The 22,723-nt window shown below is 73.4% G+C and carries 21 protein-coding genes; 12 read left to right on the forward strand and 9 right to left on the reverse strand.

Annotated features, from left to right (window positions below; translation table 11 throughout):
* Window positions 1-89: 89 nt before the first annotated feature.
* The 4 genes from ACFQ6N_RS07665 to ACFQ6N_RS07680 form a co-directional block, all read right to left on the reverse strand.
* Window positions 90-320: a hypothetical protein gene (locus ACFQ6N_RS07665; RefSeq protein ID WP_380647604.1), complete on the reverse strand. Its 231-nt coding sequence runs from the start codon at window positions 318-320 to the stop codon at window positions 90-92.
* A gap of 54 nt (window positions 321-374) precedes the next feature.
* A complete protein-coding gene (locus ACFQ6N_RS07670) occupies window positions 375-1,040 on the reverse strand; it encodes a hypothetical protein (RefSeq protein WP_380647605.1) in 666 nt (221 codons plus the stop codon).
* A 63-nt stretch (window positions 1,041-1,103) separates the two neighbouring features.
* A complete protein-coding gene (locus ACFQ6N_RS07675; protein WP_380647607.1) occupies window positions 1,104-1,514 on the reverse strand; it encodes a hypothetical protein in 411 nt (136 codons plus the stop codon).
* Entirely contained in the window at window positions 1,511-1,948 is a 438-nt protein-coding gene (locus ACFQ6N_RS07680; RefSeq protein WP_380647608.1) for a hypothetical protein, read from the reverse strand. The genes ACFQ6N_RS07675 and ACFQ6N_RS07680 overlap by 4 nt, the downstream gene beginning before the upstream one ends.
* Before the next feature lie 347 nt (window positions 1,949-2,295).
* Between ACFQ6N_RS07680 and ACFQ6N_RS07685 the strand changes: the two genes are divergently transcribed.
* The 5 genes from ACFQ6N_RS07685 (at window position 2,296) to fahA (ending at window position 8,603) form a co-directional block, all read left to right on the forward strand.
* Complete coding sequence (locus tag ACFQ6N_RS07685) at window positions 2,296-3,804, forward strand: phosphoribosyltransferase family protein (RefSeq protein WP_380647609.1); 1,509 nt, start codon at window positions 2,296-2,298, stop codon at window positions 3,802-3,804.
* 241 nt (window positions 3,805-4,045) lie between these two features.
* Window positions 4,046-5,260, forward strand: a complete 1,215-nt coding sequence (gene hppD / locus ACFQ6N_RS07690) for a 4-hydroxyphenylpyruvate dioxygenase (protein WP_380647610.1) — start codon at window positions 4,046-4,048, stop codon at window positions 5,258-5,260.
* Window positions 5,261-5,302: 42 nt separating this feature from the next.
* The gene (locus tag ACFQ6N_RS07695; protein WP_380647611.1) at window positions 5,303-6,505 is read left to right on the forward strand and encodes a homogentisate 1,2-dioxygenase; all 1,203 of its coding nucleotides are present in this window, start codon (window positions 5,303-5,305) and stop codon (window positions 6,503-6,505) included.
* The gene (locus ACFQ6N_RS07700) at window positions 6,502-7,386 is read left to right on the forward strand and encodes a hypothetical protein (protein WP_380647612.1); all 885 of its coding nucleotides are present in this window, start codon (window positions 6,502-6,504) and stop codon (window positions 7,384-7,386) included. Before ACFQ6N_RS07695 ends, ACFQ6N_RS07700 begins: the two co-directional genes overlap by 4 nt.
* Window positions 7,383-8,603: a fumarylacetoacetase gene (fahA, locus tag ACFQ6N_RS07705; RefSeq protein WP_380647615.1), complete on the forward strand. Its 1,221-nt coding sequence runs from the start codon at window positions 7,383-7,385 to the stop codon at window positions 8,601-8,603. The genes ACFQ6N_RS07700 and fahA overlap by 4 nt, the downstream gene beginning before the upstream one ends.
* 163 nt (window positions 8,604-8,766) lie before the next feature.
* On the opposite strand, the gene ACFQ6N_RS07710 is transcribed toward fahA, so the two are convergent.
* Window positions 8,767-9,552, reverse strand: a complete 786-nt coding sequence (locus tag ACFQ6N_RS07710) for an SDR family oxidoreductase (protein ID WP_380647617.1) — start codon at window positions 9,550-9,552, stop codon at window positions 8,767-8,769.
* A gap of 109 nt (window positions 9,553-9,661) precedes the next feature.
* Between ACFQ6N_RS07710 and ACFQ6N_RS07715 the strand changes: the two genes are divergently transcribed.
* The 5 genes from ACFQ6N_RS07715 to ACFQ6N_RS07735 all read left to right on the forward strand — a co-directional run bounded on the left by ACFQ6N_RS07715 (window position 9,662) and on the right by ACFQ6N_RS07735 (window position 16,126).
* A complete protein-coding gene (locus ACFQ6N_RS07715) occupies window positions 9,662-10,309 on the forward strand; it encodes a TetR/AcrR family transcriptional regulator (RefSeq protein WP_380647618.1) in 648 nt (215 codons plus the stop codon).
* 118 nt (window positions 10,310-10,427) lie between these two features.
* Window positions 10,428-11,528 (forward strand): enoyl-CoA hydratase/isomerase family protein, encoded by a 1,101-nt coding sequence (locus ACFQ6N_RS07720; protein ID WP_380647619.1) that lies wholly within the window; start codon window positions 10,428-10,430, stop codon window positions 11,526-11,528.
* A gap of 40 nt (window positions 11,529-11,568) precedes the next feature.
* Window positions 11,569-12,234, forward strand: a complete 666-nt coding sequence (locus ACFQ6N_RS07725; protein ID WP_380647620.1) for a GntR family transcriptional regulator — start codon at window positions 11,569-11,571, stop codon at window positions 12,232-12,234.
* Window positions 12,235-12,448: 214 nt separating this feature from the next.
* Window positions 12,449-15,148: a pyruvate dehydrogenase (acetyl-transferring), homodimeric type gene (aceE, locus tag ACFQ6N_RS07730; RefSeq protein ID WP_380647621.1), complete on the forward strand. Its 2,700-nt coding sequence runs from the start codon at window positions 12,449-12,451 to the stop codon at window positions 15,146-15,148.
* A 192-nt stretch (window positions 15,149-15,340) separates the two neighbouring features.
* Entirely contained in the window at window positions 15,341-16,126 is a 786-nt protein-coding gene (locus tag ACFQ6N_RS07735) for an enoyl-CoA hydratase (RefSeq protein WP_380647622.1), read from the forward strand.
* Window positions 16,127-16,275: 149 nt separating this feature from the next.
* On the opposite strand, the gene ACFQ6N_RS07740 is transcribed toward ACFQ6N_RS07735, so the two are convergent.
* On the reverse strand, window positions 16,276-18,207 hold the full coding sequence (locus ACFQ6N_RS07740; RefSeq protein ID WP_380647623.1) for an NAD-binding protein: 1,932 nt from the start codon (window positions 18,205-18,207) through the stop codon (window positions 16,276-16,278).
* A gap of 285 nt (window positions 18,208-18,492) precedes the next feature.
* On the opposite strand from ACFQ6N_RS07740, the gene ACFQ6N_RS07745 reads away from it, so the two are divergent.
* Window positions 18,493-19,092 (forward strand): HdeD family acid-resistance protein, encoded by a 600-nt coding sequence (locus ACFQ6N_RS07745; protein ID WP_380647624.1) that lies wholly within the window; start codon window positions 18,493-18,495, stop codon window positions 19,090-19,092.
* A 43-nt stretch (window positions 19,093-19,135) separates the two neighbouring features.
* Here the strand turns inward: ACFQ6N_RS07745 and ACFQ6N_RS07750 are convergent, their stop codons facing one another.
* The 3 genes from ACFQ6N_RS07750 to ACFQ6N_RS07760 all read right to left on the reverse strand — a co-directional run bounded on the left by ACFQ6N_RS07750 (window position 19,136) and on the right by ACFQ6N_RS07760 (window position 22,060).
* On the reverse strand, window positions 19,136-19,774 hold the full coding sequence (locus ACFQ6N_RS07750) for a DUF6461 domain-containing protein (RefSeq protein ID WP_380647625.1): 639 nt from the start codon (window positions 19,772-19,774) through the stop codon (window positions 19,136-19,138).
* Window positions 19,775-19,866: 92 nt separating this feature from the next.
* The gene (locus ACFQ6N_RS07755) at window positions 19,867-21,408 is read right to left on the reverse strand and encodes a CoA transferase (protein ID WP_380647626.1); all 1,542 of its coding nucleotides are present in this window, start codon (window positions 21,406-21,408) and stop codon (window positions 19,867-19,869) included.
* Window positions 21,409-21,430: 22 nt separating this feature from the next.
* Window positions 21,431-22,060 (reverse strand): LysE family translocator, encoded by a 630-nt coding sequence (locus ACFQ6N_RS07760; protein ID WP_380647627.1) that lies wholly within the window; start codon window positions 22,058-22,060, stop codon window positions 21,431-21,433.
* Window positions 22,061-22,250: 190 nt separating this feature from the next.
* On the opposite strand from ACFQ6N_RS07760, the gene ACFQ6N_RS07765 reads away from it, so the two are divergent.
* Window positions 22,251-22,709, forward strand: coding sequence for an Lrp/AsnC family transcriptional regulator (locus tag ACFQ6N_RS07765; protein WP_380647628.1), 459 nt, complete (start codon window positions 22,251-22,253; stop codon window positions 22,707-22,709).
* Window positions 22,710-22,723: the final 14 nt, after the last annotated feature.

A 22,723-nucleotide genomic window follows, 5' to 3' on the forward strand; every position in this document is an offset into this window, starting at 1 on the left:
CGAACAACCGACAGCGAACAGCTGACAGATTTCGAAATCTGTCAGCTGTTCGCTGTCATCCGTCGACTGGGATCAGCCGTCAGGGTCGGTCAGGCGCCGGGGATCGGCGGCGTCGCGCAGGTGCCGGGCTGGCAGCCGATGCCGCCGCCGCCGTTCGGAGTCGGGTTCGGCTTCGGCGCCGGCCCGGGCGACAGCGCCTTGCTGCCGCCGGACGCCGGGACCGGGGAGGAGCAGGCACGGCGCACAGCCGTGGCCGCCGCGATGACGCCCGCCAGTACGCCGGCCGCACAGATCGCCGTAGTGATCGGGTTCGTTGCCATGAGGTGGTACTCCTTAGATCTTCCAAGTGACCGATCGAGGTCGATCGCTCAGTCTCAACTCTGCGGACGGACACGCCCCGAGCGCATGGGCCTGATGTCCCATTCCGGTCCCGACTCGGCGCCGGGAGCGCCGATCCGGCCCAGCACGGCGGAGACCGGCTTGCGCGATCCGGCCCGGAGGCCGTACCGCTCCTTGGCTCGGACGTACACCAAGTCGCCCTGGTACAGCGGCACTTCACCGAGTTCGCCGAGGAAGGCGCCGACCCCGGAGAGGACCAGCAGGAAGGCATCGGCGTCCCGGTCCTCGTACGGTCCGCAGAGCCCGCCCGGGTCGAGGTCCACGGTGCCCACGTCGACCTGCCGCCACGCCCTGGCGGGCTCCGGTCCGGACCGCTGGGCCGGGATGTCGCCCCGGAGCGGGGTGGGCCGGACGGTGAGCACGGTGGTCGGCGTGCCGCGCACGGCGGTGAGCCGGACGCTGCTGCCGGGCCGGTGGTGCAGCGCCTCGCCCGGGGAGAGGATCCGGCCGGCCGCGAACAGTCGACCGGAGAGCACCACGGTCACCGACTCCGCCGACTCGTAGGGGAGTTGCTCGACCCTGACACCGGGCGGCAGGGTCTCGACGGTCAGCCCGGCACGGACGAAGGGCCGCTGCTCAGGGTCGATCAGCCGCCGGAAGACGGGTGCGGTGCGGGGAACGGCAACGGGTACGACGATCACGAGGGGTCTCCTCGACGGGGAGGGAGCGGACCGGACCGGCCGGAGACGGGCACGAGCCGGGGGTCAGGGCCGGTCGCGGCGGGCGGCGCGGCGGCGGGCCAGGGCGGCCCGGGTGCCGGCGCGGTGCCGGGGGACGGCGAGGGTGAGGCAGAGCAGTTCCGCGCCGAGCGGGCCGGCTTCGAGGTGCAGCGTGCGGCCCCGGCGGGCCAGCAGCAGATCGCCCTCGGAAGCCAGGTGGTCCGGCTCCGCGGAGAGGCGGCCGACGACGGCGGCGCCGCGCAGCACGTGCAGGACGGTCTCGGCGTCCGGCCGGCCGGCCAGTACGTGGTGGGCGCCCGGGCTGAGCCGCAGATGGTCGAAGGCCTCGCACGCGCTGGTGAGCATCGAGCGCCGGGCGAGGGAGCGGATCCGTACCCGCTCCCCGTTCGGGCCGAGGACGACCATGGCCGCGCCGGTGTCGGTGGTGACGATCATGCGGGTTCAACTCCGTCCGGAGAGGTGGGGCGGCCGGCGGGGACGGCCAGGACGGCGTGGAAGTACTCCATCCCGGCGGTGCCGGCGGTGAGGACGGTCCGGGTGCCGAGCGGCAGGACGACGGCGGTGCCCTCGACGAGGGGGATGCCTGAGTCCTTCGGCTCGGGGTCGCACGAGCCGGGGTCGCACGAGCCGGGGTCGTCCGGCTCGGCGGCGTCAGGTCCGGGGTGCCGCCGGACCGCGTTCTCGGGCGGTTCGGCGAGGCCGGAGCCGGCGGTGACGTAGAGCGCGTGCTCGACGCCGTCGGCGGCCACCTCGGTGCTCTGGCCCGGCTCCAGCCGTTGCAGGCCGACGCCGCGCAGCGGGCCCGCGAGCAGACCGCCGGGGTCGACGGCGCCGCGGCGCCGCAGGTCGGTGATGACGGTGCCCGGCATGTCGGGCGCTCCTTCCGGTCTCCGGCGGGCCCTTCGGTCCGCCTCTGCGATCCACGGTGCGCCGCCCGCTGTCCCGGCCACACGGGGGTTGCGTCCCGTCCCGCTCCCGGTCCGTTCCCGGCTCGCTCCCGGCCTGCCGCCGGGGTGGTCCCGGTGTGGTCCCGGGCCCATCCCGGGCGGATCCCGGAGCGGTCCCGGCCGCCTCCGGGGCGGATCCCCCCGGGCCCTATCCCGGGGCCGCATCTCGGGCCGGGGCCGGGCCCTATCCCGGGCCCGGGCCCCATCCCGTGGCCGGTCCCGGTCCCGCTTCGTGCCGGACGACGTACGGTGGAACCGGAGGCCGTGTCATGCACGTCACCGGAACCCACTTCACCCGCTTCGCCGACCGCACCGACGCGGGCCGACGGCTGGCCGCGCGCCTCGGCCGGCCGGCCGCCCCCGGCACCGTCGTCGTGGCACTGCCCAGGGGCGGGGTGCCGGTGGCCGCCGAGGTCGCGACGGCGCTCGGCGCCCCGCTGGACATCTGCGTGATCCGCAAGCTGGGTGTGCCCTACCAGCCCGAACTGGGCATGGGGGCGATCGGCGAGGACGGCGTCCGGGTGCTGAACGAGCAGATCATCCGGCTCTCGGCGGTCACCGAAGGCCAACTGGCCGCCGTGGAACGGCGCGAGCGCACCGAACTGGAGCGCCGGGCCCGCCGCTACCGGGGCGACCGCCCGCCCGTGGACGTGCGCGGACGCACGGTGGTCGTGGTCGACGACGGCATCGCCACCGGCTCCACCGCCCGGGCCGCCTGCCGGATCGTCCGGGAGCGGGGCGCGGCCCGGGTGGTGCTGGCCGTGCCGGTGGCGCCGCCGGACTGGACCGAGCGCCTCCACGAGGTCGCCGACGAGTTGGTCTGCGTCGAAACGCCGTCGCCGTTCTTCGCGATCGGCGAGTTCTACACCGACTTCTCGCAGACCGAGGACCAGGAGGTGCTGCGGCTGCTCGCCGAGGCCCGGCGCCGGGAGGAAGCGCAGGCCCCGGAACGGGACCTGCCGCCGGGCCCGACGCCGGGCCTGCCGCCGGAGCGGCCGCCGGACCGGGACCGGGACCGGGCACCCGCGCCGTCCGCCGGGGTCGACCGTGAGCTGGTCCTGCCCGCCGCCGGGGTCCGCCTGCCGGGGAGGCTGACCGTCCCGCCCGGTGCGCGCGGCATCGTCGTCTTCGCGCACGGCAGCGGCAGCAGCCGGCACAGCCCGCGCAACCGCCACGTCGCCGAGCACCTGAACCGCGCCGGGCTGGCCACGCTGCTGTTCGACCTGCTCACCGAGGCCGAGGAAGCAGACCGGCGGAACGTGTTCGACGTCCGACTGCTGGGCTCCAGGCTGACCGCCGTCGCCGCGCTGGTCACGGGAGCGGCCGCCACCGTGTCCGAGACCGCCGGTCTGCCGCTCGGGCTGTTCGGCGCCAGCACCGGCGCCGCCGCGGCACTGCGCACCGCCGCCGACCTCGGACCCGCCGACCGACCCGAACCCGCCGCCGCCCCCGAACCCGCCGACGGGCCGGGGCCGACCGTGCGCGCGGTGGTCTCCCGGGGCGGTCGCCCGGACCTCGCCGGAGCCGACGTCCTGGCCCGGGTGAGCGCCCCGACGCTGCTCGTCGTCGGTTCCCTGGATGCCGCCGTGCTCGACCTCAACCGGCGCGCCGGGCGCCTGCTGCGCTGCGAGAGTGAACTGGCGGTGGTACCTCGCGCGACCCACCTCTTCGAGGAGCCCGGAACCCTCGACCGGGCCGCTGAGCTGGCCCGGGACTGGTTCCTGCGCCACCTCCCCGACCCCGGGCCCACCGCCGGATCCACGGCCGGGAAACCGTGAACCACCCGTCGACGCCGATTGCGCAGACTTCGTGCGTCACCCCGGATCGGCAGCACATTCTGCCCAGTACAACTCGGCAATTTCTGATCAGCTTGTACACATTGAGCAGTGAAAAACCGACCTGTTGCCCAACCACCCCGACAGGAGCAAGCTCTCCGCAACCGCACCGCCCACCCATCCGCGGTGCGGTCGCGGTCCAGCGGGAGCCTCAGAGCCGAGGCCCGAAGTGGAGGAACGAGCGATGACCACGCAGTCCCACGCCCTTGAGCTGACCCCCGAGGAGCGCGAGGCCGGTCTTGACGCCGACCAGCTGCGCCGCCTGGTCGGCCTCGTCGAGCACGACCAGGCCGCCGACCCGTTCCCCGTCACGGCCCAGGACGCCGTCGTCTTCGTGGTGGGCAACGCCACCCAGACGGCCCAGTTCTACCAGGTCGTGTTCGGCATGGAGCTGGTCGCCTACTCCGGCCCCGAGACCGGCCGCCGCGACCGCAAGGCGTACGTGCTCCGCTCCGGCTCCTGCCGCTTCGTGATCAAGGGCGGCGTCCAGCCGGACAGCGCGCTGCTGGAGCACCACCGCCGTCACGGCGACGGCGTGGTCGACCTCGCCCTGGAGGTCCCGGACGTCGACAAGTGCATCGAGCACGCCCGCGCCACCGGCGCCACCGTCCTGGAGGAGCCGAACGACGTCTCGGACGAGAACGGCACCGTGCGCCGCGCGGCCATCGCCACCTACGGCGAGACCCGCCACACCCTGATCGACCGCTCCCGCTACCACGGCCCGTACCTGCCGGGCTACGTCGTCGCGGAGAGCAAGGTGACCCACCCGGAGGGCTCGCCCAAGCGCCTGTTCCAGGCCCTCGACCACGCCGTCGGCAACGTCGAGCTGGGCCGGATGGACGAGTGGGTGTCGTTCTACAACCGGGTCATGGGCTTCGTGAACATGGCCGAGTTCGTCGGCGACGACATCGCCACCGAGTACTCCGCGCTGATGTCCAAGGTCGTCGCCAGCGGCAACCACCGGGTGAAGTTCCCGCTCAACGAGCCGGCCATCGCCAAGAAGAAGTCCCAGATCGACGAGTACCTGGAGTTCTACACCGGCCCCGGCTGCCAGCACATGGCGCTCGCCACCAACGACATCCTCACCACCGTGGACGTGCTGCGTTCGCGCGGCGTGGAGTTCCTCAACACCCCGGACGCGTACTACGACGACCCGGAGCTGCGCGAGCGGATCGGCAAGGTGCGGGTGCCGATCGAGGAGCTGAAGAAGCGCGGCATCCTGGTCGACCGCGACGAGGACGGCTACCTGCTGCAGATCTTCACCAAGCCGATCGGCGACCGTCCGACCGTCTTCTACGAGTTCATCGAGCGCCACGGTTCGCTCGGCTTCGGCAAGGGCAACTTCAAGGCGCTCTTCGAGTCGATCGAGCGCGAGCAGGACCGCCGCGGCAACCTGTGAGCCTCGGGAAGCTCTGACGAACGGTCGAGGAGGACCACGGAGATGGCGTACTACCGGCAGCTGGGCAGCATCCCGCCCAAGCGGCACACCCAGCACCGCACCCCCGAAGGCGGGCTGTACTACGAGGAGTTGATGGGCGAGGAGGGGTTCTCCTCGGACTCCTCGCTGCTCTATCACCGGGGCATCCCCTCGGCGGTGGTCAACGCGGTGCCCTGGGAGCTGCCGGACCAGTCCACGGTGCCCAACCACCCGCTGCTCCCCCGTCACCTCAAGCTGCACGAGCTGTTCGCGGGCCAGGAGTGGAAGTCCGCGGACGTCGTGAGCAGCCGTCGGCTGGTCCTCGGCAACGGCGACGTGCGGATCTCGTACGTCGCCGCCGGGGCCCCCAGCGAGCTGTACCGCAACGGACTCGGCGACGAGTGCGTGTACGTGGAGTCCGGCTCCGGCACGGTCGAGACGGTCTTCGGCTCGATCGAGGTCGGCCAGGGCGACTACGTGATCATCCCGCGCGCCACCACCCACCGCTGGGTGCCGACCGGGGACGAGCCGCTGCGCGCGTACTGCATCGAGGCGAACAGCCACATCACCCCGGTCAAGCGCTACCTGTCCAAGTACGGGCAGCTGCTGGAGCACGCGCCGTACTGCGAGCGGGACTTCCGCGGACCGGTCGGCCCGCTGCTGGCCGACACCCCCGGGGATGTCGACGTCCTGGTCAAGCACCGTGGCCCGCAGGGGGTTTCGGGCACCCGCTACACCGTGCCGCACCACCCCTTCGACGTGGTCGGCTGGGACGGCTGCCTGTACCCGTACGCCTTCAACGTCCGGGACTTCGAGCCGATCACCGGCCGGATCCACCAGCCGCCGCCGGCCCACCAGGTCTTCGAGGGCAACAACTTCGTGATCTGCAACTTCGTCCCGCGCAAGGTGGACTACCACCCGCTGTCGATCCCGGTGCCCTACTACCACGCCAACGTGGACAGCGACGAGGTCATGTTCTACTGCGGCGGCGACTACGCGGCCCGCAAGGGCTCCGGCATCGCCCAGGGCTCGATCTCGCTGCACCCCGGCGGGCACACCCACGGACCACAGCCGGGCGCGTACGAGCGCAGCATCGGCGTGGAGTTCTTCGACGAGCTGGCTGTCATGGTGGACACCTTCCGCCCGCTGGAGCTCGGCGAGGGCGGCCGGGCGAGCGAGGACGACAACTACGCCTGGACCTGGGCAGGTCGGGGGCCCGGGCGATGAGCGGGCTGCCGACGGGGGGAGTGATCCCCGAGCTGTTCCGCGGCCTCTTCGACGACGCGGCGGTGTTCCCGCCGGGGAACCTGCCGGTCGCCGGAGCGGTGCCCGCACACCGGGCCCACCGTACGGCCTGGTACTCCGACGCGGTCGGCCCGCTCCTCTGCGGGGCGGGCCGGCTGGGCGAGTTGGCCGCGGCGGTCGGGACTGGCTCTGCGGCGGAGACCGGCGGCGGGCCGCTCAGGGTCGGGCTGGTGCTGCCGGGGGGCAGCACCGAGCTGGCCCCGGCGCTCGCCGCCGCCGCGCCGTTCGAGACGGCCGGCGTCGAACTGGCCACCCGGGACGCCGCCGAGGCGGTCGCCGAACTGGACCGGCTGCTGCCGCCGGACATCCCGGCCGCCATCGAGGTGCCGCGCGAACTCCTGCGCGGGGACGGCCTGGACGCCGTCCTGGACATCCTGGTGGACAGTCCGTACCGGGCGAAGTTCCGCACCGGCGGACTGGTCGCCGAGGCGTTCCCGGACGAGGCGGAACTGGCCGCCTTCCTCACCGGCTGCGCACAGCGCGGACTGCCGTACAAGTGCACCGCCGGGCTGCACAACGCCGTCCGGCACACCGACCCGGAGACCGGCTTCGAGCACCACGGCTTCCTGAACGTGCTGCTGGCCGCGCAGGAGACCGACCCGGCGGCAGCGGCGGCCGTGCTGGCGGAACGCGACGGCGGGATCCTGGCCAAGGCGGTGCACGCACTGACCGACCGTCAGGTCACGGTGATCCGGAACTCGTTCACGGCTTTCGGCACCTGTAGCATCGCCGAGCCCCTGGGCGACCTGGCCGCGCTCGGCCTGCTGTCGTCGCCCAGTCCACTGCACCAGGAGGACCGTTGACCACCCCCCGCAGCTGGCTCGCCAGCGCCCAGGACTCGCCGTTCGGCGTGCACAACCTGCCGTACGGCGTCTTCACCGCCGCCGACCAGCCCGGGCGGCGCCGGATCGGCGTGCGCGTCGGGGACTTCGTGCTGGACGCCGGGGCGGCCGCCCGCGCGGCCGGCGCGCCGTCCGTGCTGCTGGACGCGGACTCGCTCAACCCGCTGATGGCGGCCGGGCGACCGGTCTGGACCCGGGTGCGGGCGGACCTCACGACGTGGCTCACGGACGAGGCCTTCCGCGAGGCGCTGACGCCGGCGCTGCTGCCGGCGGCCGAGGTCGAACTGCACCTGCCGTTCGAGGTCGCCGACTACGTCGACTTCTACGCCTCCGAGTACCACGCCACCAACCTGGGCCGGATCTTCCGCCCGGGCTCGGAGCCGCTCACCCCCAACTGGAAGCACCTGCCGATCGGTTACCACGGGCGGGCGGGCACGGTCGTGGTCTCCGGCACGCCGGTGGTGCGGCCGAACGGGCAGCGCAAGGCGCCCGCCGACGCCGTGCCGAGCTTCGGGCCGTCCCGCCGGCTGGACATCGAGGCCGAGGTCGGCTTCGTCGTCGGCACGCCGTCCGAGCTGGGCAGCCAGGTCGCGCTGGACGACTTCCGCGAGCACGTGTTCGGCGTCTGCCTGCTCAACGACTGGTCCGCGCGCGACATCCAGGCCTGGGAGTACGTGCCGCTCGGCCCGTTCCTCGGCAAGTCCTTCGCCACCTCGGTCTCGCCGTGGATCGTCCCGCTGGACGCCCTGCAGCACGCCCGGGTCGCGCCGCCGGAGCGCGACGTCGAGCCGCTGGCGTACCTGGACGACCGGGACGGTGAGCCCTGGGGGCTCGACCTGGCGATGGAGGTCCGGCTGAACGGGCACCTCGTCTCCCGCCCGCCGTTCGCCACGATGTACTGGACGGCGCCGCAGCAGCTGACCCACATGACCGTCAACGGCGCCTCGCTGCGCACCGGCGACCTGTTCGCCTCGGGGACGGTCAGCGGGCCGGAGCCGGACACCCGGGGCGCGCTGATCGAGCTGACCTGGAACGGCGAGCAGCCGCTGAAGCTCGCGGACGGGACGACCCGGACCTTCCTGGAGGACGGCGACGAGGTCGCCATCACGGCCACCGCACCCGGACCGGACGGGGTTCTCGTCGGGTTCGGCGAGGTCACGGGGCGGGTGCGGGGCTGACACCGGGGCGTCCGTTCCGGCGGCCGGCGGCTGACGGATGACGGATGACGGATGACAGCGACCGGATGACAGGCGACGGCTGACAGATTTCATCATCTGTCAGCTGTCGTCTGTTTTCTGTTATCTGTTCGCTGTCATCCGTTCGCGGCCGACCGGTGCCCGTCTACAAGCCCGCACCGCCCGTGGCGTCGACGACCCGCCCGGTGACCCAGCGCGCATCGTCGGAGGCCAGGAACGCGACGACGTCCGCGATGTCCTCCGGCTGCCCGACCCTGCCGAGCGCCGCGACCGAGGCCGCGTGGGCCTGCGCCTCCGGGTTGCCGCGCAGCCAGCCCGCGTTGACGTCGGTGTCGACGATGCCGGGCGCGACCGAGTTCACGGTGATCCCGCGCGGGCCGAGCTGCTTGGCGAGGTTGAGGGTGAAGGTGTCCAGAGCCCCCTTGGTCGCGCCGTAGGCGATGATCTCCGGCATGGCGAGCCGGGCCGCCCCGCTGGAGATGTTGATGATCCGGCCGCCGTCCCGCATCCGCTCCAGGCCGTGCCGCACCACGAAGAACGGCGCGCGGACGTTGACGGCGAACACCTCGTCGAACGCCTCCTCGGTCAGCGTGCCGAGGTCCGCGCTGCGCCCGATCCCGGCGTTGTTCACGATGATGTCCACCCCGCCGTCCGGCGCGTGCGCCCCGATCGCCGTGTCGAAGGCCTCCCAGAGCGCGGCCGCGTCGCCGTGCCGGCCGAGTTCGGCCCGCAGCGCGAAGGCCCGGCCGCCGTCCGCGCGGATGCCCGCGACGACCTCCTCCGCCGCCGCCCCGTCGCGGGCGTAGCCGACGGCGACGGTGGCGCCGTCCCGCCCGAGCCGTCGCGCGATGGCCCGCCCGATCCCCCTGCTGCCACCCGTGACCAGCGCGGTCCTGCCCTGCAGCGTGCCCCGAAGTCCGTTCCCGCCCATGGCGAAGCCCCCTTCTGTTGCGTCCACCCGCATCCGGGTATTTGTTGAGCGATCGCTCAAGAAAGAAGCTAGCACACACTTTTTGAGTGAGTGCTCTAAAATTCCATCCATGACCGAGGCGACCGCACCCGACAGCCGGACTCCGGACAACCGGACTCCCGACCGCCCCAGGCGCGGGCGCCCACCGGCCTTCGACCGGACCGAGGCCCTGGCCGCAGCCACCCGGCTGTTCTGGGAGCGCGGCTACGAGGCCACCTCGGTCACCGACCTGACGACCGCCATGGGCATGCGCCCGGGCAGCCTCTACGCCGCGTTCGGCGACAAGCGGTCGCTGTTCGAGGAAGTCGTCCGCCGCTACGGCAGCTCCCCGGTCGGCGCGTTCGCGACCGTCGCACTGGAGGAGGAGCCCACCGCGTACGGTGCCTTCGCCCGCATCCTGCGCGAGGCCGCCGCCATCTACCCCGACCCCTCCCACCCGGCCGGCTGCCTGGTGATCTCCGCCGCCACCAACGTCTCGGTGCAGGACGCCGGGATCCAGGCCCACCTGCGCGAGCTGCGCAACGGGAACACGCGGATCTTCGAGGCCCGGCTCGACCGGGCCCGGACGGACGGCGAACTGCCGCCCGACTCCGACCCGAAGGCGCTGGCCGGCTACCTGGCCACCGTGATCCAGGGCATGTCGCAGCAGGCCCGGGACGGCGCCAGCGCCGCTGACCTGGCCCGCACGGCCGAACTCGCCCTTCGCGCCTGGCCGTAGCCGCCCGGCCCGGGCCCGGCGGCCCCACCGCCCCCGGTGCGGTGATCACAACGGTCCACCCGCCCCGGTACGGTGGGCGGCGGAAGTCCACATCACCGAGGGGACGGGAGCGGTTCCGATGAGCGCAGAGGTGGCGGAGGTCCGGGCGTTCCTGGACGGCGGGGTCGGCCGGATCGTGCTGAACCGGCCGCGCGCGCTCAACTCGCTGACCCACGGCATGATCACCGCCGTGCGCGCGGCGCTGGACGACTGGGCCGGGGACGACCGGGTGCGCGCCGTGGTGCTCACCGGCGCGGGCGAGCGCGGCCTGTGCGCGGGCGCCGACATCCGCGCGCTGCACGACGACGCCAAGGCCGGCGGGGCCGGCGCCCGGGCGTTCTTCCGCGACGAGTACCGCCTGAACGCGCTGATCGCCCGCTACCCGAAGCCGTACGTCGCGGTGATGGACGGCATCACGATGGGCGGCGGCATCGGCCTGTCCGCCCACGGCGCGATCCGGATCGTCACCGAACGGTCCACCCTCGCGATGCCCGAGACCCGGATAGGCCTGGTCCCGGACGTCGGCGGCAGCCTCCTGCTCGCCCGCGCGCCGGGCGAGTCCGGCCTCCACCTCGGGCTCACCTCGGCCTCGATGGGCCCCGGCGACGCGGTGCTGTGCGGGTTCGCGGACCACTACGTGCCCTCGGCCCGGATCCCGGAGCTGCTCGACGCCCTCGCCCGCGCCACCGCGGCCGAAACCACCGGCACCGTGGAAGCCGTCGGAGCCGTGCAGGCCGTGCAGGCCGTGCAGGCCGTCGTCGCCGCGCACGCGGAGCCCGCGCCGCCCGCCGTCCTCGCCGACCGGCGCGCCTGGATCGACGCCTGCTACGCGGCCGACACCGTCGAGGAGATCGTCGACCGCCTGCTCGACTCCGGCGTCCCGGAGGCGAAGGAGGCCGCCGAGCAGTTGCTCGGGAACTCCCCCACCGCCGTCAAGGCCACCCTGGCCGCGCTGCGCCGGGCCCGCACGCTCCCCTCGCTGGAGGCCGCGCTCGACCAGGAGTACCGCGTCTCCTGCGCCGCGCTGGACGGCCACGACCTGGTCGAGGGCATCCGCGCCCAGGTGATCGACAAGGACCGCAACCCGCGGTGGGAGCCCGCCACGCTCGCCGGGGTGACGGAGGCCGACGTGGCGCGCTTCCTCGCGCCGCGCCCGGATGACGAGCTGGGCCTGGCCTGACCGACCTCCCAACCCACCACCCGCACACCTGGAGCCCGTCATGAACCACCCGGTGCCGTCGGCGCCCCCACCCGGGGACGCCGACCCGCTGTCCCGGGTGCCGCTCGGCGAGCAGGTGCGCGGGCTACTGCTGGAGGGCCTGCTGAGCGGGCGCTGGCAGCCCGGGGAGCGGATCGTCGAGCGGCGCCTGGCCGCCGAGTTGAACGTCAGCCAGGCGCCGGTCCGTGAGGCGCTGCGCTCGCTGCAGACGCTCGGACTGCTCGACGCCGAGCCGAACCGGGGCGTCCGGGTGCGCACGATCGGCCCGGCCGAGCTGCGGGAGGTCTACCGGGTGCGGGCCGCGCTGGAGCGGCTGGCCGCCGAGTCGGCGGTGGTCCGGCTGGCCGGGGACACCGCCGCGCTGGAGCGGCACGCCGAGCTGATGGCGGCTGCCGCCACGGCGGGCGACACGATCGCGCAGGCCCGGCACGGCGTGGCCTTCCACCGCGAGATCGTGGCCGCCTCCGGCAACGGGACGCTGCTGCGGACCTGGGAGGGCCTCGGGGTCGAGGTGTGGACGGTGCTGTCACTGCACCGGGCCAGGCCGGAGCTGCACGAGAACGCCGCCGACCACCGGCCGCTGATCGAGGCCTTCCGCCGGCAGGACCCGGAGGCCGGACGGCTGCTGGCGGAGCACGTCCTGGAGTACTCCCGGCGCACCGCCTGAGCCTCGCAAGCACGAGGACCCTCCCCTTACCTTCCCTTTCCTCCCCTCAAATGGTTCGCACAAAAATGATCGATCATCTCTCAAACTACCCGCCAGTAGCGGTTGACGCACCGCCAGATCACTCCCTACCGTCCAAAGAGTTCCATCAAGAGGAACGTCATTCCGCATCCCGGAATAGGCGCGCCTGAAGCGCATCGCCAAAGGGGAACCACCCGTGTCCCAGCTCGACCAGCTTCCCGACCACGACCCCGAGGAGACCGCGGAGTGGCGCGCGTCCCTCGACGCCGCCCGCGACACCGTCGGCCCGCACCGCGCCGCCCACCTCCTGCGCCGCCTCGTCGAACACGCCGAACTGCGCGGCCTCGGCCTCCCCCCGCTGCTGGACACCCCGTACGTCAACACCATCCCCACCGCCGACGAACCGGAGTTCCCCGGCGACGAGGAGATGGAGCGCCGGATCACCGCCTGGAACCGCTGGAACGCCGCCGCCATGGTGACCAGGGGCAACCACCGCGGCGGCCTGGGCGGGCACATGGCCACCTACGCCTCCGCCGCCTGGCTCTACGAGATCGGCTTCCAGCACTTCTTCCGCGGCAAGGAGGCCGACGGCTCCGGCGACCAGCTGTACGTGCAGGGCCACGCCGCACCCGGCGTCTACGCCCGCGCGTTCCTCGAAGGCCGGCTCTCCGAGGCCCAGTTGGACCGGTTCCGCCAGGAGACGGGCGGCGACGGCCTGCCCTCGTACCCGCACCCGCGCCGGCTGCCCTGGTTCTGGGAGTTCCCGACCGTGTCGATGGGCCTCGGCCCGCTCTCCGCGATCCACCAGGCCCGGTTCAACCGGTACCTGACCGCACGCGGGATCAAGGACACCTCCGGCTCGCACGTGTGGGCCTTCCTCGGCGACGGCGAGATGGACGAGCCGGAGGCGACCGCCGCACTGGCCCTGGCCGCGCGCGAACGGCTGGACAACCTCACCTTCGTGGTCAACTGCAACCTCCAACGCCTGGACGGGCCGGTACGCGGCAACGGCAAGATCGTGCAGGAGCTGGAGCGCCGGTTCCGCGCGGCCGGCTGGAACGTGGTCAAGTCCCTGTGGGGCGAGGCCTGGGACGGCCTGCTGGCCCGCGACACCACCGGGGCACTGGTCCGCCGCCTCGGGGAGGTGCCGGACGGGCAGTTCCAGACCTACGCCGCCTCGGACGCCCGCTACATCCGCGAGCACCTCTTCCACTCCTCCCCCGAACTGCGCGCGCTCGCCGCGACCATGGACGACCGACGGCTGACGGAGACCGTCGCCACCTCCCGGGGCGGCCACGAACCGCGCAAGGTGTACGCGGCGTACCGCGCGGCACTGGAGCACCGGGGCGCACCCACCGTGGTGCTGGTGCAGACCGTCAAGGGCTGGACGCTCGGCCCCGGGTTCGAGGCCCGCAACGCCAACCACCAGATGAAGAAGCTCTCCGCCCCGGAGTTCCGGGCGATGCGCGACCTGCTCGAACTCCCCATTCCCGACAGCGCGTTGGAAGGCGACCTGGTCCCGTACGCGCACCCCGGGCCGGACTCGCCGGAGGCCCGCTACCTGCGTGAGCGCCGCGCCGCACTGGGCGGCCCCGCACCCGCCCGGCGGCTGCGCTTCACCCCGCTGCCCGAGCCGCCCGCGAAGCCCTTCGAGGCACTGTCCAAGGGCTCGGGCACCCAGGAGATCGCCACCACCATGGCCTTCGTCCGCCTGGTCAAGGACCTCATGCGGGACAAGGCGAGCGGCCACCGCTGGGTGCCGATCGTCCCGGACGAGGCACGCACCTTCGGCATGGAGTCGCTCTTCCCCACCGCCGGGATCTACTCCCCGCTGGGCCAGACCTACGACTCCGTCGACCGCGACCAACTGCTCCACTACAAGGAGTCGGCCACCGGCCAGATCCTCAACGAGGGCATCACCGAAGCCGGTTCGATGGCCTCGCTGACCGCCGCCGCGACCTCGTACGCGACCCACGGCGAGCCGGTGGTCCCGTTCTACATCTTCTACTCGATGTTCGGCTGGCAGCGCACCGCCGACCAGATGTGGGCACTGGCCGACCAGTTGGGCCGGGGCTTCCTGATCGGCGCCACCGCCGGCCGCACCACGATGACCGGCGAGGGCCTGCAACACGCCGACGGCCACTCCCCGTTGATCGCCTCCACCAACCCGGCCACGCTCTCCTACGACCCGGCCTTCGGCTACGAGGTGGCGGTCATCGTCCGCGAGGGACTGCGCCGGATGTACGGCAGCAGCGAGCAACACCCCCACGGCGAGGACGTGTTCTACTACCTGACCGTCTACAACGAGCCGCTGACACAGCCGGCGATCCCGGCGGGGGACGAGGTCGCGGACGGCATCCTGCGCGGCCTCTACCGCTACCGCCGCGCCGACCCGGCGGCGCCCGCCGACGCTCCGCGCATCCAACTGCTCGCCTCCGGCACCGCCGTGCGCTGGGCCCTGGCCGCCCAGCAGCGGCTCGGCGAGGAGTGGGGGGTGGCGGCCGACGTCTGGTCCGCGCCGTCCTGGACGGAGCTGCGCCGCGAGGCGCTGGACTGCGACGCGGCCGACCTGGCACAGGCGGCGGCCGGTACGGGCGCGGCGGCCCGCGTCCCGTACGTCACCCGGGCGCTGGCCGGGGCACCCGGGCCGGTGCTGGCGGTCAGCGACTGGATGCGCGCGGTCCCGGACCAGATCCGGCCGTGGGTGGAGCAGGACTGGACCTCGCTCGGCACCGACGGCTTCGGGCTCTCCGACAGCCGCGAGGCGGCCCGACGGCACTTCGGGGTGGACGCCGAGTCGGTCACGGTGGCGGCCCTGGCCGCACTGGCCCGCCGGGGCGAGGTGAAGGCGGAGACCGTGCGGCAGGCGGCGGAGCGCTACGGCGTCCGGTTCTGACCTGGTGACCCCGGTGCCGGGCCGGTTCCCCGGCGCCGGGCTCCTGACGGCTGACCGGCTCGGGACCAGCGTCCGGCTCGTGACCGGCGTCTCGCATACCAAGACTGGCGCGGGACCGGGCGCGTCGTAGATCGTTGGGTGGTCAGGGCGCACCCGCACGGCGCCGAGCAGCGGACATGGGAGTCGACGGCGATGACCGAGACCGAGACCTACGAGACGATCCTGGTCGAGCGCAAGGGCCGGGTGGGGCTGATCACGCTCAACCGGCCCAAGGCGCTCAACGCGCTGAACACCCAGCTGATGAACGAGGTGGTCGCGGCCGCCACCGCCTTCGACCGGGACCCCGAGATCGGCTGTCTGGTGATCACCGGCTCGGAGAAGGCCTTCGCGGCCGGCGCCGACATCAAGGAGATGCAGGGCAACCGGTTCCCGGACGTCTACCTGGACGACTGGCTGGGCCCGTGGGACCGGTTCGGCGCGCTGCGCAAGCCGGTGGTGGCGGCGGTCGCCGGGTTCGCCCTGGGCGGCGGCTGCGAGCTGGCGATGATGTGCGACATCCTGCTGGCGGCGGACACCGCGAAGTTCGGGCAGCCGGAGATCAAGCTGGGCGTCCTGCCCGGCATCGGCGGCTCGCAGCGGCTGACCCGGGCGGTCGGCAAGGCGAAGGCGATGGAGCTGTGCCTGACCGGCCGGATGATGGGTGCCGAGGAGGCCGAGCGGGCCGGCCTGGTCTCCCGGATCGTCCCGGCGGACCAGCTGCTGGCCGACGCGCTGGCCACCGCCGAGACCGTCGCCGCGATGTCCACCACGGCGGCCGTCATGCTCAAGGAGAGCGTCAACCGCGCCTTCGAGACGACGCTGGCCGAGGGTGTCCGCTTCGAGCGCCGCCTCTTCCACGCGGTCTTCGCCACGGCGGACCAGAAGGAGGGCATGGCGGCCTTCGCCGAGAAGCGCCCGCCGGAGTTCACCAACCGCTGACGGACGGCGGACGGCGTCCGACGGAGTGCGGCGGAGCACGGCGGACGGATGACAGCTGACAGATTTCAGCTTTCAACATCTGAAATCTGTCAGCTGAACTCTGTCATCCGTCAGCTGTCGGCTCTCTCAGCCGTATCGGCCGTGGCCCGTCACCCGGCCTCGCCCGCGCCCTCCTCCGGGTCCTCCCCCGAGTCCTCCTCCAGCGCCACCGTGTTCAGTCGGGCCAGTCCGCTGCGGGTTGCGGCGACCACGATCCGGTCACCCGGGGTGAGCCGCCGGGTCCGGTCGGGCACGCCCCACTGGAGGTGCGCGCCCCGGGCGAAGCGGACGGCGATCACCCGGACACCGCCCGGGTCCTCCAGGTCGTGCCGGTTGAGGCCGATCAGTCCGCTGCCGTCCTCCACCGCCAGTTCGGCGATCAGCAGCGCGTGCCGGAACACCGACAGCGTGCCGCGCACCTCACGGCCCATCAGCGCCGCCGCGAAGGCGGGTGCGGCCAGGTAGGACACCGACCGCGACGCCGCATTGTCCAGCGTCTTGTAGAAGTGTCCGGCGAAGTCGTCGTCGAACAGCCGTACCACCACCCGGACTTCGGGGTTGCCGTGCCGCGCCTCCAGCGCGGCCTCCAGGTTGGTGGCGTCGTCACCGCTGACCGCGACCAGTGCCCGGCTGTGCTTCAGCCGGGCCCGGCGGAGCTGTTCCTCGAACGGGCCGTCGCCCATCACGACCGGGATCCCGAGCGCCCGGACGGCGGCGACGCCGCGCGCCTGCGGGTCCCGTTCCATGCAGACCACCGGCACGCCCAGTTCGTGCAGTTGGGTCGCGACCCGGGTCCCGACGTTGCCGAGCCCGACGACGATCACATGGTCCCGGGTGCCCGCTCCGGGGCTGCGCGGCTGCCCGCGCCGCCCGGAGCCCAGTACCTCGACCGCGATCGCGGTGGCGACCGGCGCGAAGGTGATCCCGCAGATGGTGATCACCACCTGCGCGACCCGCTGCCAGAACCCGCCGGTACCGGACCCGGCGGCGATGTCGGAGAGCTGGTCCGGCTGGGCGGCGCCGGCCAGGTCGAGCAGTGAGATGTAGACGGTCCAGCCGAAGTTCCGGTTGAGGTACCAGAGCACGCCGAAGGCCATCAGTACGGCGGCGAAAGCGGTGAGCAGCACCAACCGCATCCGGGCACTGGTGAAGAAGCGCATGGTGTCGAGCACCCGCCAGCGCAACCGCCGTCGCCAGCCGATCGGCTCCCGGGGCTCGATCCGCAGGACCTGAAGCGCGGCGGTGCCGCCCGGCTCCTCCTCCCCCTCCCCCTCGGGCTCAGGCTCCGTCCCGGGGGCAACCTCGGCCCCGGCCTCGGCACGGATTTCGGCACGGGTTTCGGCACCGGCCTCCCGCACCGGTTCGCGCCGCACGCCCCCGGGGCGGATCGGCCCGTCGTCGCCGAACTCGCGGGCGAGCCGGACGAACGCGGCCGAGTCGCCCTGCTGCTCCGGCAGCAGTCGGATCTTGCTGAGGTCCTGCCGGTCGATCTGGTCGGCGACCACGCAGACCCGGTCGGAGGTGATGGCGTCGTCGAAGGCGATGTGCAGGTAACGTCCGTCGATCTCGACCGAGTTGGGGCGGCCGAGCGCGGCTGCGGCGAAGGCCGGGGCGGCGGTGGCCGACCCGGAGAGCGCGGCGCCGTTCCTGAGCAGCCGTTCGATGTTCTCGCCGAGCCGCTGGTTGAACATCCGGAAGACGATGCGGATGTCCGGGTTGTGGTTCTGGGCGCTGAGTGCGGCGTGGATGTTCTCCTGGTCGCTTCCCTCGACCAGGGCGAGGCCGCGCGCGGTGCCGATGGACACCGCCCGGAGGGCCTCGTCGGTGATGCTGGTGTACTCCACGACTGCGGCGACACCGGGGAGTTGCTCGATCCGGGGCGCGTGGTCGCGGGTCCGGTCGGCGACCAGGACGACGACCGGTACCTCGTAGTGCTCGACGAGCTCCAGGATCAGTCGGTGCGCCAGCGCATTGCCCCCGCAGACGATGTAGTGCTGACTGATCGGCTCGACCGGAGGGGTCCCCCACCCTTCAGAAGTCATACCGACGGATGATATCGACGGCGAGTGGCCGGAAGGTGTCGTTCCGGCGACTGCGGCACATCCCTCGAACGGCCGTATCCGGCGCGCGCCCCGGCGGCGGCACGGACAGGCTGGGGTTCGTTCCCTGCCCGCCACCCACCGGGCCCGTCCGGCCCGCCCGGCCTTCCCGGCCCACGCGCCTCCTGCCGGAGCCCGCCACTACCGCCCCACTATCGCCCGACTACCGCCCCACTACCGCCACCACCGACTCGGCCCGAGCCGACCCAGCCCGAGGAGTACGCCACCGTGGTCTCACCGATCATCACCCCCGACGGTTCCCCGGTCCAGGGCCCGCTCGGACTGCTCGCCAAGGCCGCCTGGCAGATCCTGCTGGTCGCCGGACTCGCCTCGCTCGCCCTCGGGATCGTGGTCTTCGCCTGGCCCAAGCAGACGCTGCTGGTGGTGGGCGTGCTGTTCGGCCTCTACCTGCTGGTGATCGGCATCGTGCAGCTGGTCGCCGCGTTCGGCACCCACGCCACCACCGCGCTGCGGGTGCTGGCCTTCATCAGCGGCGCGCTCTGCGTCCTGCTGGGACTGCTCTGCTTCCGCAGCGCGGTGCGGTCCCTGCTGCTGCTCGCGCTGTGGATCGGGATCGGCTGGCTCTTCCGCGGCATCACCCAGCTCGCCGCGGCGATCTCCGACCCGCTGATGCCCGCCCGTGGCTGGCAGGCCTTCGCGGGCGTGGCCAACACCCTGGCCGGCGTGCTGCTGATGGTCTGGCCGGTCGGTTCGATCGCGGCGCTGACCGTCCTGGCCGGCTGCTGGCTGGTGATCCTGGGGTTGGTCGAGATCGTGACGGCGATCCAGGTGCGCAGCCGCGCCAAGCAGATCCCGTCGGGGGTCTGACGCACGGCCCGGTCTGGCCCATGAGGTGCGGAGGCCGCCTCCGTCACGGCCTGGGCGCGTAGCCCAGCCGGAACGTGGCGGCCTCCAGCCTCTCCGCGTCGAGCCGGACGTCGGTCAACCGCTCGGCCAGCGCGAACGCGGCCTCGGTGTGCTGCCCGTTGCGCCCGCCGCCGAGGTCGAAGCCGCAGGCGGTCAGCAGGTCGGGGATGCCGGGGGCGTCGGCGTCCGAACCGTGGCGCTGGTCGGCGAAGAGCGGCTCGAACTGGAGCCGGCAGCTGCCGTGCTCCCACCAGTGGAAGCTGTCCACGGCGCCGGCGCTCCGGAAGTGCGAGACGGCCCGGGTGCCGTCGCCGAGACGGGGGACGACCTCGTACAGGCTGCCGAGGTAGCCGTACGGCTCGACCGCGAGGGCCCAGCCGTCCAGTTCGGTGATTGCGACGAGCAGCCGGTCGTCGTCCTCGCCGAGCAGGGCTTCGGCCTCTGTGTCCTCCCCGTCGTCGAACGTCTCCCAGGCCGCGACCGCCGCGTCCAGCCCGGTGACCTCACGCCCGGGCAGGGCCTCGAAGCGGCGCAGCAGTTCATCGGCGGTGACCCCCTGGACGTGGGTGAGGCAGTAGGCCTCACCCAGGACGGGGTAGCGCTGCTCGAACCAGGTGTAGTCGGTGGCGTGTGCGGCGGTCATGCCCCGATCATGCCGGACCCCACCGACACCGCCGGGGCCGGGCCGGTCGGCCTCGGATCCGGACCGGAGCCGGGCCCGGAGCCAGAGCGGCCTCAGAGCCAGACCGGCGCGTCCGTCCCCCAACGCCCCGGCGGGCGGGACCAGTCGGCGGGCGCGCCCGCGTACCCGATCGGCGGCAGGGCGTGGCGCAGCCGCCCGTACGGGGAGTCGGTCTCGACGAGCCACCGGGCCGGGTCGTAGGGCTCGGCGGAGGCGGCCTCCGGCGTCTCCCGTTCGATCCGGTGCATCAGCCAGGAGGCGGTGCCCGCGAAGGAGAAGCGCAGATGGCGGCCGCCGGGTCGGCCGGTGCGCTGTTCGGTGAGGGCGCGCAGGACGCCGGCGGCGACGAGGTAGCCGGTGCCGTGGTCGAGGGCCTGGGCCGGCAGGGCGCCGGGGCGGCCGTCGGGGGCGGCCTCGTGGGCGGCGATGCCGACGCCGGCCTGGACCAGGCTGTCGAAGCCCCGCCGCCCGGCCCACGGGCCGGTCCAGCCCCAGGCGCAGATCCGGGCGACGATCAGGTCGGGGCGGCGGGCGAACAGCGCGTCGGGGGCGAGGCCGTGGGCGTCGAGGGCGCCGGGCCGGTACGCGGTGACGAGGACGTCGGCGGTGGCGAGCAGTTCCTCGAAGGCGGCGCGACCGTCTGGCTCGGCGAGGTCGAGGAGGGTGGAGCGCTTGCCGAAGCCGGTGTCGGCGTGGGCGTCCTCGGCCTCGGGCAGCCGGGGCGAGTCGACGCGCAGGACGTCGGCGCCGAGCAGGGCGAGGGTGCGGGTGGCGACCGGTCCGGCGATCACCCGGGTGAGGTCGAGGACCCGGACCCCGGCGGCGGGCCGGTCCACCGGGGCTTCGCCGAGCGGGCGGGCGGCCGGGGCTCCGGCGCCGCTTGCCCGCCCCGTCTCCAGGTGCTCCACCAGGGGGTGCACGGCAGCCCTCACCGGCGCGACCGCCACGGCGAGCGCCCCAGCCTCGTACGCGCGTTCCTGGATCTGCTCGGAGGGCAGCCGGCCGAGCACCTCGGCGAGTTGCTCGGGCCCGGCGTCGGCGGCGAGGCCGAGGGCGGCCAGCAGCCTGGTCCGGTGGTGCGGGTAGTTGGCGTGGGTGCGGACCCAGCCGTCGGCGGTGCGCCAGAAACCGGAGTGCGGGGCGAAGCCGACCGGCGTACGGCCGTCGATCGTCAGGTGCCGCTCGCTGATGAAGGAGGTGGCGACCGCGCCCTGGTCCACCCGGACGGCGGGGACGGGGCCGCCGGTGCGCAGTGCGGCGAGTTCGGCCGCGGCGAGCGAGCAGGCCGCCACCGTGGCCCGGGCGAGGCGCCGAACCGGGAGTCCGGAGGGCAGGACCGCCTCCGGGCCGTGGAAGCTCACCCGCTCCAGCAGGGCGGCCGGTCCGCCGAGCGCCGCCCACACCTCGGCGGTGGGTCCGTCCGCGGCGGGTCGGCTGGCGGTGGACCGGTCCGCGGTGGACCGGTCCGCGGTGGACCGGTCCGCGGTGGGTCCGTCCGCTGCGGGTCGACCGGCGGTGGACCGGTCAGCGGGTTCACCACCGCTCGCGGCTCCGGTGGCACCGACGGCTTCTGCGGGCAACGGACGATCAGTCATGTCCGGCATTGTGCTCCGCTTCTCAGGCGGCCGCTGTGACGCCCGCCACCAGCATCAGCAGCACCGCGGAGACCATCGTCATCCGGCGGGCCGCCTGCGGGGTGCCGCCGAACCGGCCGCCGAGCCGCCCGCTGGCGTGCGCGACCAGCCCGTACACCACGGCGCAGGCCAGCACGTTGAGGGAGCCGAGCGCGAGCACCTGCCCGCCGACCGGCAACGCGGCGCCCGGGTCGACGAACTGCGGCACCAGGGAGAGGTAGAGCAGCAGCCCCTTGGGGTTGAGCAGGGCGGTCAGCATGCTCTGGCGCAGCACGGTCGCGGTCGGCTGCGGCTTGGGCGCGGTCAGGGCCGTGGCGCCTCCGCCCTTGCGCAGCGCGAGCAGCATGGTGACGGCCAGCACCAGCAGGTACACGGCTCCGGTGAGGCGCAGCACGGGCAGGGCGGCGGGGACGGCGCGCAGTGCGGCGGCCAGTCCGGCACTGGAGAGCAGGGTGTGGACCGCGTACCCGGCGCAGACGCCGCCGACCGCGGTGAGCGCCGCGCGCCGGCCCTGGCCGAGGCCCCGGGCGGCGATGTAGAGCCAGTCGGGCCCCGGGGTGCAGACCAGCAGCAGGTCGACTCCGAGGAAGAGGAGGAGGGCGTGGGTGTCCATGGGATGGGTGGCCTGTCGTACTCGTCGCGGTGTGGGCCCCGGCGGGGGTCCGGGGGCGTCCCGGCGGTGGGTACGGGTACCTGGGTACGCGGACGACGACCGGTGCGGTCACTGAAGGTAGCCGGACAGGACTGGCACGCGATGGCCACTTCCTGCTCGCCCGAGCGGCGTTTTGGCACAATATTGCGCCATGGACCGAATCGACCGCAGAATCCTCCGCGAGCTCCAGCAGGACGGCCGCCTGAGCAACACCGACCTGGCCTCCCGGGTGGACCTCACCCCCTCCCCCTGCCTGCGGCGGGTGCGCCAACTGGAGCAGGACGGCGTGATCCGCGGCTACCGGGCGCTGCTGGACGGCGCGGCGGTCGGCCGGGGCTTCCAGCCCTTCGTGACGATCACCATGCGTCACGAGGACCAGGTGACGGTCGCCGAGTTCGAGCGCCGGGTGGCCGAACTGCCGGAGGTGGTCGAGGCGCACCGGCTGTTCGGCGAGCCGGACTACCTGCTGCGGATCGCGGTCGCCGACATCGCCGCGTACGAGCGCTTCATCACCGACGTGCTCTCCGGGCTGCCGGGCATCGCCCAGGTCAACTCGCACCTGACGATGAAGCAGGTGAAGGCCGACCGGGGGCTGCCGGTCGGCGGGTAGGGCGCGGGCCCCGG

It is taken from the genome of Kitasatospora sp. NPDC056446 (assembly GCF_042796115.1).
GTDB lineage: Bacteria > Actinomycetota > Actinomycetes > Streptomycetales > Streptomycetaceae > Kitasatospora.

Coding starts and splice junctions, on each gene's coding strand:
- ACFQ6N_RS07675 (WP_380647607.1), bottom strand. CDS start 1,514: ATGATCGTCACCACCGACACCGGCGCGGCCATGGTCGTCCTCGGCCCG.
- ACFQ6N_RS07750 (WP_380647625.1), bottom strand. CDS start 19,774: ATGACCGCCGCACACGCCACCGACTACACCTGGTTCGAGCAGCGCTAC.
- ACFQ6N_RS07695 (WP_380647611.1), top strand. CDS start 5,303: ATGGCGTACTACCGGCAGCTGGGCAGCATCCCGCCCAAGCGGCACACC.
- ACFQ6N_RS07725 (WP_380647620.1), top strand. CDS start 11,569: ATGAACCACCCGGTGCCGTCGGCGCCCCCACCCGGGGACGCCGACCCG.
- ACFQ6N_RS07765 (WP_380647628.1), top strand. CDS start 22,251: ATGGACCGAATCGACCGCAGAATCCTCCGCGAGCTCCAGCAGGACGGC.
- ACFQ6N_RS07755 (WP_380647626.1), bottom strand. CDS start 21,408: ATGACTGATCGTCCGTTGCCCGCAGAAGCCGTCGGTGCCACCGGAGCC.
- ACFQ6N_RS07720 (WP_380647619.1), top strand. CDS start 10,428: ATGAGCGCAGAGGTGGCGGAGGTCCGGGCGTTCCTGGACGGCGGGGTC.
- ACFQ6N_RS07665 (WP_380647604.1), bottom strand. CDS start 320: ATGGCAACGAACCCGATCACTACGGCGATCTGTGCGGCCGGCGTACTG.
- ACFQ6N_RS07680 (WP_380647608.1), bottom strand. CDS start 1,948: ATGCCGGGCACCGTCATCACCGACCTGCGGCGCCGCGGCGCCGTCGAC.
- ACFQ6N_RS07740 (WP_380647623.1), bottom strand. CDS start 18,207: ATGACTTCTGAAGGGTGGGGGACCCCTCCGGTCGAGCCGATCAGTCAG.
- ACFQ6N_RS07735 (WP_380647622.1), top strand. CDS start 15,341: ATGACCGAGACCGAGACCTACGAGACGATCCTGGTCGAGCGCAAGGGC.
- ACFQ6N_RS07710 (WP_380647617.1), bottom strand. CDS start 9,552: ATGGGCGGGAACGGACTTCGGGGCACGCTGCAGGGCAGGACCGCGCTG.
- hppD (WP_380647610.1), top strand. CDS start 4,046: ATGACCACGCAGTCCCACGCCCTTGAGCTGACCCCCGAGGAGCGCGAG.
- ACFQ6N_RS07760 (WP_380647627.1), bottom strand. CDS start 22,060: ATGGACACCCACGCCCTCCTCCTCTTCCTCGGAGTCGACCTGCTGCTG.
- ACFQ6N_RS07685 (WP_380647609.1), top strand. CDS start 2,296: ATGCACGTCACCGGAACCCACTTCACCCGCTTCGCCGACCGCACCGAC.
- ACFQ6N_RS07715 (WP_380647618.1), top strand. CDS start 9,662: ATGACCGAGGCGACCGCACCCGACAGCCGGACTCCGGACAACCGGACT.
- ACFQ6N_RS07700 (WP_380647612.1), top strand. CDS start 6,502: ATGAGCGGGCTGCCGACGGGGGGAGTGATCCCCGAGCTGTTCCGCGGC.